The 17,157-nt window shown below is 31.0% G+C and carries 17 protein-coding genes; 5 read left to right on the top strand and 12 right to left on the bottom strand.

Annotation, left to right across the window (positions count from 1 at the left end; genetic code table 11):
* The 3 genes from X924_RS00180 to X924_RS00170 all read left to right on the top strand — a co-directional run bounded on the left by X924_RS00180 (position 1) and on the right by X924_RS00170 (position 3,516).
* Positions 1-2,184, top strand: coding sequence for a polysaccharide biosynthesis tyrosine autokinase (locus X924_RS00180; protein ID WP_121956928.1), 2,184 nt, complete (start codon positions 1-3; stop codon positions 2,182-2,184).
* 94 nt (positions 2,185-2,278) lie between these two features.
* Entirely contained in the window at positions 2,279-2,920 is a 642-nt protein-coding gene (locus X924_RS00175; protein WP_121956927.1) for a CpsB/CapC family capsule biosynthesis tyrosine phosphatase, read from the top strand.
* Between the two features lie 32 nt (positions 2,921-2,952).
* Positions 2,953-3,516, top strand: coding sequence for an N-acetyltransferase (locus X924_RS00170; RefSeq protein WP_146255650.1), 564 nt, complete (start codon positions 2,953-2,955; stop codon positions 3,514-3,516).
* A gap of 44 nt (positions 3,517-3,560) precedes the next feature.
* On the opposite strand, the gene X924_RS00165 is transcribed toward X924_RS00170, so the two are convergent.
* Positions 3,561-4,112 carry a hypothetical protein gene (locus tag X924_RS00165; protein ID WP_121956925.1) on the bottom strand — a complete coding sequence of 184 codons (552 nt, stop codon included), beginning with the start codon at positions 4,110-4,112 and terminating at the stop codon, positions 3,561-3,563.
* Positions 4,113-4,211: 99 nt separating this feature from the next.
* On the bottom strand, positions 4,212-4,745 hold the full coding sequence (locus X924_RS00160; RefSeq protein ID WP_121956924.1) for a hypothetical protein: 534 nt from the start codon (positions 4,743-4,745) through the stop codon (positions 4,212-4,214).
* A gap of 156 nt (positions 4,746-4,901) precedes the next feature.
* Here X924_RS00160 and ggt point away from each other — a divergent pair, with 156 nt between their 5' ends.
* Together ggt and X924_RS00150 are read left to right on the top strand one after the other, a co-directional pair.
* A complete protein-coding gene (ggt, locus tag X924_RS00155; RefSeq protein ID WP_121956923.1) occupies positions 4,902-6,506 on the top strand; it encodes a gamma-glutamyltransferase in 1,605 nt (534 codons plus the stop codon).
* Positions 6,507-6,583: 77 nt separating this feature from the next.
* Positions 6,584-7,786 carry an MFS transporter gene (locus X924_RS00150; protein ID WP_158245259.1) on the top strand — a complete coding sequence of 401 codons (1,203 nt, stop codon included), beginning with the start codon at positions 6,584-6,586 and terminating at the stop codon, positions 7,784-7,786.
* Positions 7,787-7,788: 2 nt separating this feature from the next.
* On the opposite strand, the gene rbsK is transcribed toward X924_RS00150, so the two are convergent.
* The 10 genes from rbsK to X924_RS00105 form a co-directional block, all read right to left on the bottom strand.
* A complete protein-coding gene (gene rbsK / locus X924_RS00145) occupies positions 7,789-8,706 on the bottom strand; it encodes a ribokinase (protein ID WP_121956921.1) in 918 nt (305 codons plus the stop codon).
* 59 nt (positions 8,707-8,765) lie between these two features.
* Positions 8,766-9,632: a ribose ABC transporter substrate-binding protein RbsB gene (gene rbsB, locus X924_RS00140; RefSeq protein ID WP_121956920.1), complete on the bottom strand. Its 867-nt coding sequence runs from the start codon at positions 9,630-9,632 to the stop codon at positions 8,766-8,768.
* Between the two features lie 65 nt (positions 9,633-9,697).
* A complete protein-coding gene (locus tag X924_RS00135) occupies positions 9,698-10,621 on the bottom strand; it encodes an ABC transporter permease (RefSeq protein ID WP_121956919.1) in 924 nt (307 codons plus the stop codon).
* The gene (locus tag X924_RS00130) at positions 10,614-12,104 is read right to left on the bottom strand and encodes a sugar ABC transporter ATP-binding protein (protein WP_121956918.1); all 1,491 of its coding nucleotides are present in this window, start codon (positions 12,102-12,104) and stop codon (positions 10,614-10,616) included. The genes X924_RS00135 and X924_RS00130 overlap by 8 nt, the downstream gene beginning before the upstream one ends.
* Complete coding sequence (gene rbsD / locus X924_RS00125; RefSeq protein WP_121956917.1) at positions 12,104-12,499, bottom strand: D-ribose pyranase; 396 nt, start codon at positions 12,497-12,499, stop codon at positions 12,104-12,106. Before rbsD ends, X924_RS00130 begins: the two co-directional genes overlap by 1 nt.
* Positions 12,477-13,490 carry a LacI family DNA-binding transcriptional regulator gene (locus tag X924_RS00120; RefSeq protein WP_121956916.1) on the bottom strand — a complete coding sequence of 338 codons (1,014 nt, stop codon included), beginning with the start codon at positions 13,488-13,490 and terminating at the stop codon, positions 12,477-12,479. The genes rbsD and X924_RS00120 overlap by 23 nt, the downstream gene beginning before the upstream one ends.
* Positions 13,491-13,503: 13 nt before the next feature.
* The gene (locus tag X924_RS10360; RefSeq protein WP_255397983.1) at positions 13,504-13,626 is read right to left on the bottom strand and encodes a hypothetical protein; all 123 of its coding nucleotides are present in this window, start codon (positions 13,624-13,626) and stop codon (positions 13,504-13,506) included.
* A 77-nt stretch (positions 13,627-13,703) separates the two neighbouring features.
* Entirely contained in the window at positions 13,704-14,453 is a 750-nt protein-coding gene (locus tag X924_RS00115) for an ABC transporter ATP-binding protein (RefSeq protein ID WP_121956915.1), read from the bottom strand.
* Between the two features lie 628 nt (positions 14,454-15,081).
* On the bottom strand, positions 15,082-16,335 hold the full coding sequence (locus X924_RS00110) for an ABC transporter permease (protein ID WP_121956914.1): 1,254 nt from the start codon (positions 16,333-16,335) through the stop codon (positions 15,082-15,084).
* Positions 16,332-17,051 (bottom strand): ABC transporter ATP-binding protein, encoded by a 720-nt coding sequence (locus X924_RS00105; protein ID WP_121956913.1) that lies wholly within the window; start codon positions 17,049-17,051, stop codon positions 16,332-16,334. The genes X924_RS00110 and X924_RS00105 overlap by 4 nt, the downstream gene beginning before the upstream one ends.
* Between the last annotated feature and the right edge of the window lie 106 nt (positions 17,052-17,157).

Genomic DNA, 17,157 nt, shown 5'->3' with positions numbered 1-17,157 from the left:
ATGGAAGAGGAAAAGCAGGAAAATGAACTAACCTTTGAAGATATACTAAAGATTTTTAAAAACAGGTTTTGGTGGTTTTTTTTGACTGTTATAGTAACAGTATGCATTACTCTTATATATCTTTTCACAGCAACTCCTATTTATGAAGCCACAGCTACTTTAAAGGTTGATTCTTCAAAGCAAGGGTCTGTTGCTGATATATTTGGAAGTCAAATGACAACAGGTTCTTCAAAAATATCAACAGAAATCGAATTGATTAAAAGTAGAAGAAATTTAGAAAAAGTAATTGAAAACTTGAATCTCGTAGATTATTTCAGAGCTAACTCAGAAAATCCTGAAGGTGTTACTATAAATGATATCATTAAAACTTTAAATGATATGATAACAGTTTCCCCCATTGGCGATACGAATATTGTAAAAATATCTGTACAAAGTGAAGACCCTGATTTAGCAAGAAGAGTTGCAGATGAACTCTCATTGGTTTATAATGATTTATTAAAAAGTCTCTCACAAAATGAGTATACTGCTCGAAGAGTTTTTATTCAAGAACAAATCCCAAAGGTTGAAGAAGAACTACAAAATGCTCAAGATAATCTTCGAAAATTTAAAGAAGAGAATAATGTTTTTATTTTAGATGAAGAAGCAAAAGCGATATTACAATTTTTGGTATCATATGATCAACAACTTAATGCTTATCAAGTGCAGTTGAATGGATCAAAAGCAAAAATTGATGCGTTGAATGATGTATTAAAAAGCATGGATCAGGAAATTATTTCTTCTGAAACTATTTCTATAAATCCAGTTGTTAGTAATTTGCGCAACCAAATAGTAAATATACAAGTTCAATTAGCTGGTATTGAAGGAACAAAGTCTCCTAACGATCCTGAAGTGTTGAAATTGAAAGAACAGTTAGCCCAGGCACAAGAGATGTTGAAAAATGAAATAGCTACTATAGTTACATCTCAAGTAAAAACTGCTAATCCACAATATAATAGTTTGTATGCCCAGTTAATTGAAGAGCAAACAAGACAACAAGTTACGCAGAGTACTATTCAATCTATTACAGCTATAAGAGATACATATCAAACTCAATTAAATAAATTACCTGCTTTAGAACAAAAATTAATGGATTATCAAAGAGAAGTTCAAGTAAAAGAAAATTTATATGTATTGCTATTGGAAAAGTTAGAAGAAGCAAGAATTGCTGAAGCAGGTGTTATAGGTACTGCGAATATTATAGATTCAGCGTATATCTCTCCAAATCCTGTAAAACCAAATAAGACTTTAACTGCGGCTATTGGGGGAGTTTTAGGTATATTTCTTGGAATACTTGTTGTTTTCCTAATGGAATACATGGATAAAAGGTTAAAAGAAGAAAGTGATGTAAAAAGAATACTGAAAAATGCCCCAATCTTAGGTCGAATACCTCATGTTAATTATAATTATGATGAAGAAGAATCAAAAAGAGAATTAATAGTTTTAAACGATCCAGTTTCTCCTATTTCCGAAGCATATAAGCTTTTAACAACAAATATAGATTTTTCAAGTTCTAAGGAGCCGAATGTAATCTGTTTTTCAAGTCCTGGGCCATCGGAAGGTAAAACAACAACAGCAGCTAATGTTGCAATTTCTTATGCTCAAATTGGGAAAAAGACGTTATTAATGGATGCCGATATGAGAAGACCTAGGATTGAAAAGATTTTTGAATTGAAATCAAGAAATGTAGGGCTTGTTAACCATTTATTAAGAGGGGTTCCGCTTGAAAGAGCAATCCAATCTCCTATAGAAGGATTGGATACCTTAGATATTTTACCAGTTGGAGTAATACCGCCTAACCCAACAGCCGTTTTAACATCCAATGAATTCAAAATTATGCTCGAAAAATTAAAAGAACAATACGAAAAGATAATAATAGATCTTCCACCTGTGCTTGTTAGTTCTGATAGTGTTATAGCTTCGAGGTATTCTGATGGTATTGTATTAATTACTCGAATAAATGGTACTATAAAAACAGGTTTAAGAAACGCTTATGATAACATAAATGTTTCAGGTGTAAAATTATTGGGAACGGTTATAAACGACTTAAATGTCCAGTCATCCAATTATTATTACTACTATTATTATTATTCCGAAGATGGAGAAAAAAAGAAAAGAAGGAAGAGAAGAACAACTGTGAACGATTAATAATTCAGAAATAAATATTTTTTAAAAAGGCCAAAATACATTTTAAAAATTAAAGGGGTTACAAGTATGGGTCAATAAAAAAGGGGGAATAAAAATGTTTATAGATATTCATAACCATTTACTTCCTGGCATTGATGATGGAGTAGACTCCGTTGAAGAAACAATAAAAGAATTAAAAAAATATAAAGAAAATAATATTTTATATACTATTTTTACTCCTCATATTAATAATCCATCTGTTGAAACAGATATAGAAAAGATCAAAAAAACTTATAACAATTTAAAAGATATAATAGAAAAAGAAGTGGGAATAAAAACTTTTTTAGCATCTGAATTGTATTTAACTCCAAACTATAAAGAATTTATACCTTTTAATGATACCTTTTGTTTAATAGAATTTCCAACCCAAACTTTTCCTTTTTATGCTTTAGATTCTATCTTTAATTTGCAATTAGATGGATATGAAATAATACTCGTTCATGTAGAAAGGTATAAATGGTTATATGAAAATAAAGATTTAGCACATAGGATGAAAGAAATGAACGTATATTTTCAAGTTAATTTGGAAGGCCTAAATTCTGATGAAGCACGATATTATTTGAAAAATAACATGGTTGAGTTTTTGGCTACAGACAATCATGGTAGCTCCAATAGAAGTGAAGTAGATCTGAGCTTATTTGATAAATATTCTAATATTGCAAAAAAAGCTTTAGGTATTTTAGGAATAAAAGATTAGTTATAAAGCTTTTGAGGAGGTTCATCGCTGTAGTGAAACTCCAACTGATGATAGAAGAAGAATTTGAAATATATAAAAATAAGATGTATATAGAATATGCAAAGGTTTTAGCAGAAAATCTACTGCTACCCTATCAAGAAGCATTAGCTCGAGCACAAGAACAAATAGATACGATTTGCGATGAAGATGAGAAAAAAGGGAAGAATTATGCTTTTAATATAATAAACGAAACCGGGGAATATGTTGGTCGTTTATGGATTTTTATAAATAAGAATAAAAAGCACACATTTATATATGATATAAGAATATTTCCAAAATATCAAGCACAAGGTTACGCAAAAAGGACATTATCTGAGTTAGAAAACTTAATAAAAGAGAAGAATATGAAATCAATTATTTTAAATGTATTTGGTAATAATAAAGTGGCACTTGAATTGTATAAGAAATTAGGGTTCAAAGAAAAATATGTCAGTTTGATCAAAAGTTACCAAAAACCAAGGATAATCACTTTACCAAGATATTTAATATTTTTACAAAAATTATTTATAAATTCAGGTTATAAAATAGTAGCCATAGAAATGAAAAAGAAAATATAAAATAAAAACCTCCTATGAAAAGGAGGTTTTACTTTTTCGATATGTTAAAATGGTAACGTCACACCAGCATAAATTTTGAATTTTGGACCAAAACCATCTTCATACAAGCCTTCATATTCTTCAGCTAAAGTTGGTTTTGCGAATAATATATCCGCTCCTAAACTTACATTGAGGTTTTGTACTACAAAAGTTGTTCCTACTCCTCCACCAAATGCTAAAGCGTTTTTAATTGTGCTGTCACCTAAGCCGAAAGAATAGTTAAATAATCCTTCCACAAATACAGGAACACCCGGGAAGAATACTTCTAAGTCTTGTCTATAACCAACATTCAAAGTAAGGTCCATTTGGGAAAGGCCTTCTTGCTCAAAATAATAATCAAAAGAACCACCTAAAACTAAAGCTCCACCTTCTACAAATCCCAAATCTTCGTAAATGTAGTTAGCCCCAACACTTATACCATGAAATGTGACATCAGTCGCACCAGGAGTCTCACTTGCATTAAGTGAAGTGTTAACATAGCCTACTGTTGCATCAAAAGCAGCAAAACTAAAAACTGCTAAAACAGCTACTAACAATGTTGCAAATACCTTTTTCATGTTTTGATTCCCTCCTCTCTGAGATTTAATAATATTTAATTAACATTATCACTTTCAACCAATACACATCTTTTATTATATCATAGTTCTTTTTTTTTATCAAGCAAAAATGAAAATATTATCTTCAATTTCAATAAATTTTGGTGAACTTTCGTAAAAGAGGCTGTTATAATTTAAAAATGATAATCTATCCACTTTTTTAACACTCAAAGAGTTGTATCTATCTGATGAATAATCGTTTTTATACTTTTTCATACTAATCTCTTGATTTTTCTGCCGAAAATTTTTTTCTACTGTTGAAAAGACATTAAAATCTTCATTTCCTGTTTTTTGATACATCCAATATAAATTTTCTTGATTTACAAAGTTAATTAAATCTTTTATTATTAAAGAAGTATAATCATAACTGTTGGCTAAATTGTAGTCTTCTAAAAAAAATTTATAGTTCCTATGATTTTCTTGACCTAATATATCCATAAATTCAATTAGTTCATGAGAGTTCCAGTGAAAAGAGTTTGAGAGAACAAATTTAGTAATATAAGTATCTGAATAGTTATTATTGCTTGCAAAAGCCGAAACCATAAATAATGCAACGATTAACAAAGAAATAATAAATTTGCTTTTCTTTATCATGATAAACACCTCCTGAAATAAACTCCATTGCGGTTATTTTTAAAATCCCGAAACTTAATTGTCATAAACTTTTTTACTATCTTTTTATGTACTATCTTTTAATGATATAATAAACAAAGATTCTTAAAATTTAATTAAAAGAAAGAGGTGCAATATATGTTTGATAGTTTGAATTTTCCATATCCTTCTAAAAGAGTGCCAATTTATGCTAAAAAGGGAATGATTGCTACTTCTAATCCTTTGGCTTCTCAAATAGGTGTAGATATTTTAAAAAAAGGTGGAAATGCTGTTGATGCAGCTGTTGCAGTTGCTGCTTCTTTAACAGTTTTAGAACCAACTTCAAATGGAATAGGTGGAGATGCTTTTGCTATAGTATATAAAGATGGCAAAATATATGGTTTAAATGCAAGTGGCTACGCTCCAAGGAATTTGACTGTGGAAAAATTAAAATCTAAAGGTTATGAAAAGATACCAGCTCATAGTTGGGAATCAGTTACTGTACCTGGTGCTCCTGCTGCGTGGGCGACTTTATCTAAAGAGTTTGGAGAATTACCTTTAGAAGCATTATTAGAACCAGCTATAGATTATGCAAATGAGGGATTCCCTGTTTCTCCAGTAACTGCAAAGTCGTGGAAAAATGCCTTTAACCTTTATAAAAAAGAATTAAAAGAAGAAATTTCTAAAGCATGGTTTGATGTTTTTGCTCCTGAGGGTAGAGCACCAGGAGTTGGAGAAATTTGGTCGTCTAAATTACATGCTCAAACTTTGGAATCTATAGCAGAATCATCCGCGAATTCCTTTTATAATGGGAAATTGGCAGAAAAGATAGTTGAATTTTCTAACAAAACAGGAGGATATATTTCAAAAGAAGATTTAGAAGATTATGAACCTATTTGGGTTGAACCATTAAGTGTTAATTATAGAGGATACGATGTATGGGAATTACCTCCTAATGGTCAAGGAATAATAGTTTTGATGGCACTAAACATTTTAAAAGAATTTCATTTCCAATGTAAAGAATATTCAGAGAGTTATCATAAGCAGATAGAAGCATTAAAGTTAGCATTCGCCGATGGTTTAAAATACATAACAGATATAAACAATATGAAGGTTAAAATAGAGGATTTGTTATCAGAAGAATACGGTAACAAAAGAAGAAAACTTATAGGAAAAGAAGCCTTGTTACCTGAAGCGGGGGATCCATATTCTGGTGGAACGGTATACTTTGCTACAGCCGATGAATACGGTAATATGGTTTCATACATACAGAGTAATTACATGGGATTTGGTTCTGGAATAGTCATTCCTGATACCGGAATAAGTTTGCAAAACAGAGGTGTGAGTTTCTCGCTAAATGAAGAAGACAATAATTGTCTGAAGCCTTTAAAAAGACCTTATCATACTATTATTCCTGGTTTTCTAACAAAAGATGGAAATGCAATAGGGCCTTTTGGAGTGATGGGAGGGTACATGCAACCACAAGGTCACTTACAATTCCTTATGAATTTTATCGATTTTAATTTAAATCCACAAGCGGCTTTAGATGCACCAAGATGGCAATGGATAAAAGAAAAAGAGATTATAGTAGAGAAGGCATTTCCTACATATATTCTTGAAACGTTAGAAAATAAAGGTCATAAAATAAAAGTATCATTAAATTCTTCCGAATTTGGAAGAGGACAATTTATTTATAGAAACGATGAAGGAGTTCTTATAGGTGGAACTGAGCCACGAGCAGATAGTAATATCGCATGCTTTTAAAATAAATTTAATCTGATTTCTAAAAATATTATAATTATTAGTGGTAGAATATAGTTAGATAAGCTAACTATATTGAGGTGATAAAACTGCCGTCTAAAGTAATTAGTCTATTAATCTTTTCTTCTATTAGTAGTTCTTTCTGGGCAATTTATAAAGTAGTATTTAATTTATTCTTAGGGGATATAGGTTATACTAACCAATTTATAGGACAAGTAACATCTGTAGAGATGTTAGGTTCTGCAATACTGGGAATTATAATTGGCATATTGGGAGACAAAATAGGGAAGAAAAAAATGCTTTTGATTTCTTCCATGGGTTTTGGAATTTTAATTTTAATAAGAAGTATCTTTCCATATAAATTCATATTGTTATTTTTAGGTTTTATCAGCGGGGGGGTTATGAGTTCAAGAACTTTACTTTTAAACTCTTATATAATTGATATCACAGATCATTCAATCAGAGGAACCGCTTTCGGATATAACTTTGCCATTTTTATGGGTAGTGGTGTATTAGGTAACTTTGTCGGTGGTTACATGGGTGAGTATTTCGGATTAAAAGCAACTCTTTATATTACTGGAATTTGTTATGCTGTATCCCCAATATTTTTAAGAAAAATTTCAGAAAGCACAGGCGATAAGAATATTTCATTTAAAAAAGTTTTCGACTTCTCCGAATATAATAAAGATGAAAGATATATAATAAAATTTTATCTTTTGAGAACAATTGCTGTAGCTTTTGGAGCAGGATTATTTGTTAATTTTGGAAGCGTAATATATAGAGATCTTTTTGATATGTCTCCTTCTCTTATTGGAATATCTTTATCTATAGCTCAATTTGGGGCAGCGGTTGGATCCGCCTTATCTCCAATTCTTTCTAAAAGATTTGGACCTTTTAAATATACTTTCATTTTAAACAGTTTGGTTATACCTTTAATTATAGGACTGGGTTTCATACGAATCCCTTTACTTTTCATTGTGCTCTATGCTTTAAGATTTACTTTTATGAATATGACAACACCAGTCGAAACTTCTTCTGTCCTGAGTTCGCTTCCAAAAAGTCGAATAACCTCCATTAACAGTTTAAAAAATGCTGCTAATTTTTTAACAAGATCATTAGCAGCCACGATATTTGGAGTTGTAAGCATGTTACCTCAAGGTTACACTTATTTGTTTTTGATAAGTTCGGTTTTTTATGCAATAGCCCTATTTTTTATGCACAAACTTTTCATTCCATTAAAAAAGAGTGGGATTTTAAATAAATTGTACAAAAACAATTCTTAACTTTAAAACGAAAAATTAAAAACCTCTTCTCTACCTGGAATAGAGGATTGAGCTCCTTTTCTTGTGACAGAAATAGCTGCTGCTTTGTTTGCAAAGTTAAGACTTTTTATTAAATCATTTGTTTCTTCATAAGCTACGGAAAATGCTCCATTAAAAATGTCTCCAGCTGCTGTTGTATCTATTGCTTTTACTTTTATACCTGAAACTTTTTCTGTTTTTCCATTTTCATCAAGGTAAACACAACCTTTATCCCCAAGTTTTACTATTAAGTTTTTTACTTTAGTTATTTCTTTGAATTTTATGACAGCTTTGTCCATTTTTGATTCATCAAAGGTTATGCTGATTTTTTCACACAAGAATCTGAACTCTGTTTCATTAGGTGTTAAAAAATCTACTTTTTCTAAAATACCTACGTTGGTATTACCGACAGGTGCCGGATCATATACAATTTTTATTCCTTTTTCATGCAACCTTGAAATCGCGTATTCTACACTTTCTATTGGGATTTCATTCTGTAATAAGCATACGTCAATTTTATTTTGATATTTATTCAAAAACATATCTATTTTTTCTTTATCTATTTTATCGTTTGCACCAGTAAAAAGTATTATTCTATTTTCACCTTTTTTATCAACCTCTATATAAGCTCGACCAGTTAATTCTTTTTTTTCTATAGTATAGCCTTCTATGTTAAAATTTTCGAAGTTTTTAGATATTTCTTTTCCATATTCATCATCCCCCAAACAGCTACAAAAAAACACAGGTTTTTTTGATAGCTTTGCGACAGCTATTGTTTGGTTAGCTCCTTTACCTCCAAAATAAAAATCCAAGGATATCGCTTTTTGTGTTTCACCAGGTAGAGTGAAATGATCTACATTAAACACTATGTCCATATTGCTACTACCAATTACAGCAATCATTGTAATATCTCTCCTTTTTTCTGTTTAGAAAGGTGGGGAATTTCCCCACCCGAGAAAATTTATTGATTTACTAATTGTAATTCTACTGGGAAATAAATAGTTCCGGTTTGCAAATATTCTACAGCTTTTTCCACAGCCAATGAACCCATTAAATAAGGTTGTTGTGCAATAGTTGCTGCTAATTCTCCTCTTTTTACGGACTCTAATGCATCGGGAGTAGCGTCGAATCCCACTACTATTATATCATCTATTTTCCCAGCCGCTTTTATTGCTTCTAAAGCACCTAAAGCCATTTCGTCGTTATGTGCAAAAACAGCATTAACATCAGGATGAGCTTGAAGAAGATTTTCCATAACTACTAATCCTTCAGCCCTGTTATAATTTGCTGTTTGTCTTGCTACTACCTTAATATTAGGATATTTAGCTATTTCATCGTTAAATCCTTTTCCTCTATCTCTTGCAGAAGATGTACCAGGAATGCCGACTAATTCAATAACTTTTCCTTTAGCGCCAATTTGTTCTGCAATAAAAGCACCTGCCATTCTTCCGCCTGCTACGTTATCAGACGCAATATGTAATAATACTTTTCCTCCACTAGCACCTCTATCCACTGTAATAACTGGTATGTTTGCATTGTTAGCTTCTTCTATAGCAGCTACGACTGCATCACTGTCTGTAGGATTTATTAAAATTATATTAACTTTTTGCGAGATCAGATCTTCAACGTCGTTTAGTTGCTTTGCCGAATCATCTCTGGCATCGACTATAATTAGTTCGACTCCCAATTCTTTAGCTTTATCTCGTGCACCATTTGCTAAATCAACGAAGAAAGGATTGTTCAATGTGGAAATAGATAGGCCAACCTTCAATGCAAAACTAAAAGTTGAAAAAATGACTAAAGCAAATAATAAAAGTAACTTTTTCATACTACTCAGCCTCCCTTAAAGTATTTTTTTTACTATGTTCCAGTGAGTATCTTTTTCCTAATCCTTTAATCTTGGTGTTCTAAAAAAACAGCCAAAAGAATTATTATTCCTTTCACTAAATCTTGATAAAATGGAGAGATATTCATTAAATTCATTCCATTATTTATTGTGCCTAAAAGCAAGGCTCCGAACAAAGTTCCCAATACTCCACCTTTACCACCTGCTAAACTTGCCCCTCCCAATACAACAGTTGCAATAGCGTCTAATTCGTATCCTTGACCAAAAGTAGGTTGTGCGCTATTTAATCTTGCTGTCAAAATAATTGCGCTTACAGCCGAAAATAAACCGCTAAGCATGTAAATAACTACTTTGTAACGATTTACATTTACACCGCTTAGCCTCGTTGCCTCTTCGTTGCCACCTATCGAATAAATATAAAGGCCAAGCTTTGTCTTTTTTAATATATAAAGGCTTAGAAAAAACATCCCCAACATTATTAGAACAGGAACAGGAATTCCTAATACGTCCCCTCTTCCGAGAAATCTAAAGTTATTTGGGAATAGAGAAATCGGTATACCTTTTGTATATGCCAAAGTTAAACTTCTTCCAATTGCCATTGTTGCTAAAGTAACAATAAATGGTTGTATTTTCCCTTTTGAAATGACAATACCATTGAAAGTTCCCATAACTGCACCAATCAAAAGGCCAACACAGATTCCCAAGAGAACATTTCCACCTTTTACTATAGAAGCCATTACCACAGCACTAAGTGCAAATGTAGAACCGACGGATAAATCTATACCTCCACTGATAATAACTAATGTCATGCCAAAACCTAAAATAGCAATAGTTGAGGCTTGTCTAAAAACATTGATTATATTATTCATGTTAAAAAAACTATCAGTAAAAATAGACAAAATAATGAACAATCCTATGAATCCAACCAAAGCAGGATTTTTTCTCATGAAATCTAAAATTTTTTTAAGCATTTGCTATCAATCCCATGCTACCTTTTAATATTTTTTCTGGGGAGAATTCTTGCCTTTCCATAATATCTACCATCCTTCCTCTATGCATAATCATTACTCTATCACAGAGACCCATAATCTCCGGTATTTCAGAGGAAACTAATATCACACCCATTCCTTTATTTGCTAACTCGTTGATAAGTTTATAAACTTCTATTTTGGATCCAACGTCTATACCTCTGGTCGGTTCTACTAAAATAGCAATCTTAGGATTTTTTAAAAGAAATTTTGCGAGTACGACTTTTTGTTGATTACCTCCTGATAGATTTTTAACTAATTGTTTCTCAGAAGAAGCTTTTATATTGTAATTTTTTATTTGTTTTTTTGTTTCATTTTCTGCTTTTTTCCAGTCAACATTCAATAAAGAAGCAAACTTATCAGAATTAGCAAGTGCTAAATTTTGTGTAACGTTTAATAAAAGTACAAGGCCTTGAGATTTTCTGTCTTCTGGAACTAAAACGATCCCTTTTTTCAAAGCCTGTTCTGGACTTTTAATCTCTTTTAGTGTTTCTCCATTAATCATAAGATTTTTAAACTTGGATTTGTAAACACCATATAATCCTAAAGCTAATTCAGATTTACCACAACCTACAAGTCCTGTTATTCCAAATATCTCCCCTTCTTTTACTTCAAAAGATACGGGAGTTACTTTACTAAGTACTTCAAAATCCTCAACCTTAAAAATAATTTTGTCTTTTATTTCATTGAATTTTGGAAACATTTCTTTTATTTCTCTTCCTACCATCATTTTTATCAAATCATCTTGCGTAAACTCTTCTAAATTCCCGCTTTCTACTAACTTTCCATCTCTTAATACAGTGACTCTATCCGCAATTTGATATACTTCTTCTAGCTTATGAGTTATAAAAATAATAGAAATTCCTTTTTCTTTAAGTTCTCTCATAACTTTAAATAATATTTCTGTTTCATGTTCAGAGATGGTGGCTGTTGGTTCATCCATGACTAATATTTTTGCATTTGAAGAAAGTGCCTTTGCTATCTCTACAAGCTGTCTTTCTGAAACATTCAATTGGGAAACTTGAATTTTAGGATCTTTTTCAAAACCAAGCATTTTTAAGTATTTTTCAGATTCTTTAAACATTTCTTTGAAATTTATGTTGAAAGAAGATCCTATCTCTTTACCTAAAAATACATTTTCAGCTATAGTTAAATTTTCTGCTAACATTAACTCTTGATGAATTATTGAAATCCCTTTTTTCTTTGCATCTATAGGAGAATTAAACTCTACTTTTTCTCCATTCAAAATAATTTCTCCGCTATCGGGCTTATAAATCCCACCTAAAATTTTTATCAATGTACTTTTTCCAGCACCATTCTCTCCTAAAAGAGCATGTATTTCATTTTTTTGCAAATCAAAATTCACTTTATCAAGAGCAAGAACTCCAGGAAAAATTTTGGTAATTTCCTTCATTTCAAGTAACATTAGAATATCACTCCTGAGACTAAGATGATGTTAGAATAAGGCGTACATTCTCCTGTACGAATAAAAAATTTAGAAAATTTTGCAAATTTTTTAAAATCTTCGTAGGGTAATCTTTCTATCTCTACCTTTAAAAATGTATTCATAATTTTTTCATAATTAACAATATTTTGCTTTTCCATTTCTTCTGCAATAATTACTTTTTCTACTTCTAATTCTTTTAAAACAGCATTTATTGTTTCTATAAAACTTGGTTTACCCTTATCGACCACTAAATCTGCATAATCAATACCTTTAGGGATGGGATATCCCATATCAACAATTGTGATCATATCTTTATGACCTACAGATGCAATAAAAGATGCTATTTTAGAATTAAATATTCCCTGCTTTTTCATATGCTTCGCTCCTTCTTGTACTATTTCTTACAATTACTTTGTTTGGAAATAGTTTTACTGGTAAAGCAAAAGAATCTTCTTTCTTCAATATAATCTTATAAATAATTTCTGCAGCAGTTTTTCCCATTTCGTAAATGGGTTGACTCACAGTTGTTAAAGCTGGAGAAAACATTTTGCTGAAAGTTATATCATCATAGCCAGTAACACCGACATCCTTCGGAACATTAATATTTTTTGACTTTAGGTATTCAATAACGCCATATGCTATTAAATCGTTTGAACAAACAATTACATCTGGTAAAACTTTTATTTTCTTTGCAACAGAAAGGCCTGATTCATAGGTATACTCTGCTTCATATATTTGGTAATCTAAATTGTACTTTTCAACAAAATCTAAAAATGCTCTCAACCTTTCTGTTGCACTGAATATTTCTTTTTTACCACTAATAAATGTGTATTTTTTATGGTTCGTTTTGTATAAATATTCGAGTAAATTTTGCATGCCTTGATAGTTATTGGAGCATACATAAGAGAAATTGTTTTCTTTTATAACCCTATCAATAAAAACTATATGTACATTTCTGTTAATGAGTTCTTCTGCATGGTCTCCTATACCGGAGTACAAAATACCATCAACTTTTTTCTCGGTAAGTAATTTTAGTAATCTTTCTTCTTCTTTAACATCGTTATCTGAATTACATATAATTGCAGAAAAACCTTTGGATCTCAAATAATCTTCCGCTCCTCTTACTATAGTTGCGAAAAAAGGGTTAGCAATATTAGGAATTATAATGCCTATAGTTTTTGTATATCCTATTCTCAAACTTCTGGCAAGTGAATCGGGATAATAATTAAGTTTTTTAACTGCTTTTAATACTTTTTCTTTTGTCTCTTTTTTGACAGGTAAAGAGCCATTCATTACACGAGAAACAGTTGATATAGACACTCCAGCTTCTTTTGCTATTTCTTTTATCGTAACTTTGTCAGGCATAAAAACCACCTTGTTAAATTTTTCTTGCAAACGTTATCATAGCTAAAAGCCAAAAACCTTCTAATGTAACATTTTTCTTGCAAACGTTTTCAAACATATCTACACAAAGTATACCAATAAAATAAAAAAATTGCAAATCTGACCTCAGTCATTTATTTGCAATTAAGAGTGAATAAAAGTGTTTATATAAAATTTTCTTTAGTTCTCTTTAAATTATAGTTCTTTTATAATATCCTGAACTTCGTTTCCACCAGTTAGTTCCAAGAATATATCTTCCAAACTTTTGTTTCCAGCTTTGGAAAAACTCCTTAATTCTTCCATTGTTCCTTCCACAAGAAGCTTGCCATGATTAATTATGCCTATTCTATCACACATTTTTTCTGCTATTTCAAGAATATGTGTTGTAAAAAATATACATGAACCTTCATTTTTATACTTTTGTAGAAGTTCTTTCAATATTCTTGCGGATCTAGCGTCTAATCCAACCGTAGGTTCATCTAAAAATATTACCTTTGGTTTTCTCATTAGAACGGATGCTACCATCAATTTTTGTTTCATACCATGAGAATAATCACCGATATAATCAGACAAATAATCTAGTTCAAAAGCTTCACAAATTTCATTGAATCTTTTGTTAACTTCATTTGTATCGACTTTATATACGTTCATAATAAATTCGATATATTCTTGCCCTTTCAAATTTTCGTACATTTTAGGCTCGTCCGGAACAACACCTATTTCTCTTTTTATTTCTATTTCATAGTTCTTATAATCTTTGTCTAAAATAAATACTTGGCCAGATGTGGGTCTTAGGGTACCTGTAAGCATTCTGATAGTTGTAGTTTTCCCTGCACCATTTGGTCCCAAAAATCCATATATTTCTCCAGGTTTTATATCTAAATTGATTTCATCGACGGCTGTAAAATCTTTAAATTTTTTAGTTAAATTTATTGTTTTTATCAATAGAATGTTAGCCTCCTTTTTTATTTTATTTTACGGTCTTTAGAAATTCTAAAATTCACATTTTATAAATAGTGTAACGTTTAACTCTTTATAAAATATTTTCATAACTATAATTCTTACTAACTATGAATTTTTTTAACTTTTCGGTACTTGTACCAAAGGATAGGTGAGAAAGCTCCGCCTTGAACCCATTGTTAGATCAAAAGCTTGTTTTCAAAAATCTCTATTTCTAAAATGTCTATCTAATTCTTACTAACCATGAATTTTTTAACTTTTTGGTACTTGTATCTAAGGAAAGGGGAGAGGGCTCCGCCCTGGACCCACTCTAAATTCAAAAGATTATTATTAAAAAACTCTCATTTCTAAAGTTTCAATTTAATTCTTTGACCTTTTTCAGTACTTGTAGCCAAGGAAAAGGGAGAGGGCTCCGCCTTGAACCCATTGTTAGATCAACAGCTTGTTTTCAAAAAACTCTATTTCTAAAGTCCCTGTATTTAATTACTTTAGAAATTCTAAAATCTAAGCTTTATAAATATTTCAAGTTTAATTTTATAAAAATAGCTTCTAAATTTTACTTTGAAGACTCGAATAAGACATCTCTGTAGAAAATCAGTACTTGTAATCAATTCTAATTTGTCGTTTTATTTGCTTTAGCTTTTGTTTTTCCAACTAACAATCTATCAGTATTGAAAATCCATACACCAATTGCTATCATAATACCAGCAAAAACAGCTGAATATATGATGCCAGAAATAACGAAGGTATATTCATTTAACATCAAAGATTTCATTGCCATCATTGGATGTGAAAATGGAATTATATAAATAATTATTTGAAGTATCTTGGGCATAGTTGAAAAATCCACAAACATTGTCATCAACATTGGAAATAATGCTAACATAGTAATTGGAAATACCCAAGTCTGAGCACTTTTATAATCTTTTGCAAAAGTTCCCAAAACTATACACAGCGAAAGCCCTGCTAAAAGTGCCATAAATAAAGAAAGCCCGATAAAGACATAATCTTGGATGCTCAAACCCAAGCCATATGTGCTTAAATCTATTCCAGAGAAAGTGAATGCTTGCATGTAATAAATCATACCAACCATGTATATTGCAGATAGGATTAAACCGCTTACAGCGCTTGCTGTTATCTTTCCCAAAATTATATAGTTTCTTTTAACAGGGAGAGTTAACAATGTTTCAAGAGTTTTATTCTCTTTTTCTAATCCCATAGAGGAGATTATAGAAGAACCAGCTGTTGTTATTATCATCATAATAAGAATGGGCATGAGGTAAGATTGTCCACTGAAAGTGTTTATTATTTGGTTTGGAGTCGCTCCTTCAAATTCTATTTCTCTTAAAAATGTGCTTTGACTAGTAGTTATAGGGTTTAGTATTAAACTGGGTTCTAAATTGACGTTATTAGTTATTAAAATTTTTGTGATCTCTTTTTCTACAGCTGATAAAATTGAATCCAGAACACTTGAAGAAATACCATCAAAAGCTCCGGTACCTTGAAGAACCCAATTAATATTTAACTGACCAGGCTTATTGTTATAGATAGTTTGTGTAAAATTTGAAGGTATCTCTATTAACGCAACACCTTTATTATTCACAACTTCTTGAAGACCTGCTTCTAAATCAGTACCATTGTAAACAACTTGGGAAGCTTGATTTAGTATACGAGAAGTTAACACACCAAAAGTTCCATCATCGTGATTTATTATTCCAATTACAGGTTTACTTTCAACTCTTTCTTCTACGCTACCAATACTTTGACCTATCATCGCAAAAACAAATGCCATCGCTGCAACAGAAATTATAGATCCTATTGTTAGAACTTCTTTAAGTTCTTTTTTAAACATATTAAAAAACATCATTTTACCACTTCCATGAAAACATCCTCAATGTTTTGTGCGTGGTATTTCGTCTTTAACTCATCTGGAGTTCCTATTTCGATGATGGTTCCTTTGTTTATCAATGCGACTCTGTCACACATGTATTCAACTTCCAGCATATTATGAGATGATAGCAAAACAGCACCACCGATTTTCACACTTTCTTTAATCATGTTTCTAATTTCTCTTGCATTTATAACATCGAGACCCGAAGAAGGTTCATCTAATATAGCTAACTTTGGCTCAGTCATCATGGTTCTTCCTATAAGTAACTTTCTAATCATACCTTTACTGTATGTTTCAATTTTATCGTTTATTTTATCCCCGAGTTTGGCAATTTGTATTCCTTTTTCAACCATTTTTTTAAAGTCAGCATTTTTCTTTGTAAAAAATTTAGCTATGAACTCTAAATATTCTTTTCCTCTTAAATTTCTGTATGCCCCGGCATCTTCAGGAAGATAGCTAATAATTCTTCGTACATTTTCGCTATCTTTTTTCACATCGTAATTATATACTTTTATACTTCCAAAAGTGATTTGAATGAGAGTAGCAATTGTTCTTAAAGTCGTTGTTTTCCCTGCACCGTTTGGGCCTATTAATCCAAAAATTTCTCTCTCTTTAACTTCAAAAGAGATATTTTTCACAGCTTCAAAACTCCCATAATTTTTTACAAGGTTTTTGACTTCTAATGCTGTCAAAAGATTTACCCCCTTAAAAATTAGTATATTACAATTTGAAATACTCAAATGAACATAAAGAAAAACTGAAATTAGATGTACCCCAACATTAATATTACTAAATAAT

Source organism: Petrotoga sp. 9PWA.NaAc.5.4, assembly GCF_002895485.1.
Lineage (GTDB): Bacteria > Thermotogota > Thermotogae > Petrotogales > Petrotogaceae > AZRK01.
Note: the sequence above shows the minus strand (reverse complement) of the source record. Positions and strands in the feature narration are given on the sequence as shown.

Bases quoted from the DNA above. Each gene is read 5' to 3' on its own strand.
- X924_RS00120 (WP_121956916.1), bottom strand. From the start codon at position 13,490: ATGCCTGACAAAGTTACGATAAAAGAAATAGCAAAAGAAGCTGGAGTG.
- X924_RS00175 (WP_121956927.1), top strand. From the start codon at position 2,279: ATGTTTATAGATATTCATAACCATTTACTTCCTGGCATTGATGATGGA.
- X924_RS00180 (WP_121956928.1), top strand. From the start codon at position 1: ATGGAAGAGGAAAAGCAGGAAAATGAACTAACCTTTGAAGATATACTA.
- X924_RS00165 (WP_121956925.1), bottom strand. From the start codon at position 4,112: ATGAAAAAGGTATTTGCAACATTGTTAGTAGCTGTTTTAGCAGTTTTT.
- X924_RS00160 (WP_121956924.1), bottom strand. From the start codon at position 4,745: ATGATAAAGAAAAGCAAATTTATTATTTCTTTGTTAATCGTTGCATTA.
- rbsD (WP_121956917.1), bottom strand. From the start codon at position 12,499: ATGAAAAAGCAGGGAATATTTAATTCTAAAATAGCATCTTTTATTGCA.
- X924_RS00110 (WP_121956914.1), bottom strand. From the start codon at position 16,335: ATGATGTTTTTTAATATGTTTAAAAAAGAACTTAAAGAAGTTCTAACA.
- rbsB (WP_121956920.1), bottom strand. From the start codon at position 9,632: ATGAAAAAGTTACTTTTATTATTTGCTTTAGTCATTTTTTCAACTTTT.
- X924_RS00135 (WP_121956919.1), bottom strand. From the start codon at position 10,621: ATGCTTAAAAAAATTTTAGATTTCATGAGAAAAAATCCTGCTTTGGTT.
- ggt (WP_121956923.1), top strand. From the start codon at position 4,902: ATGTTTGATAGTTTGAATTTTCCATATCCTTCTAAAAGAGTGCCAATT.
- X924_RS00130 (WP_121956918.1), bottom strand. From the start codon at position 12,104: ATGTTACTTGAAATGAAGGAAATTACCAAAATTTTTCCTGGAGTTCTT.
- rbsK (WP_121956921.1), bottom strand. From the start codon at position 8,706: ATGATTGCTGTAATTGGTAGTAGCAATATGGACATAGTGTTTAATGTA.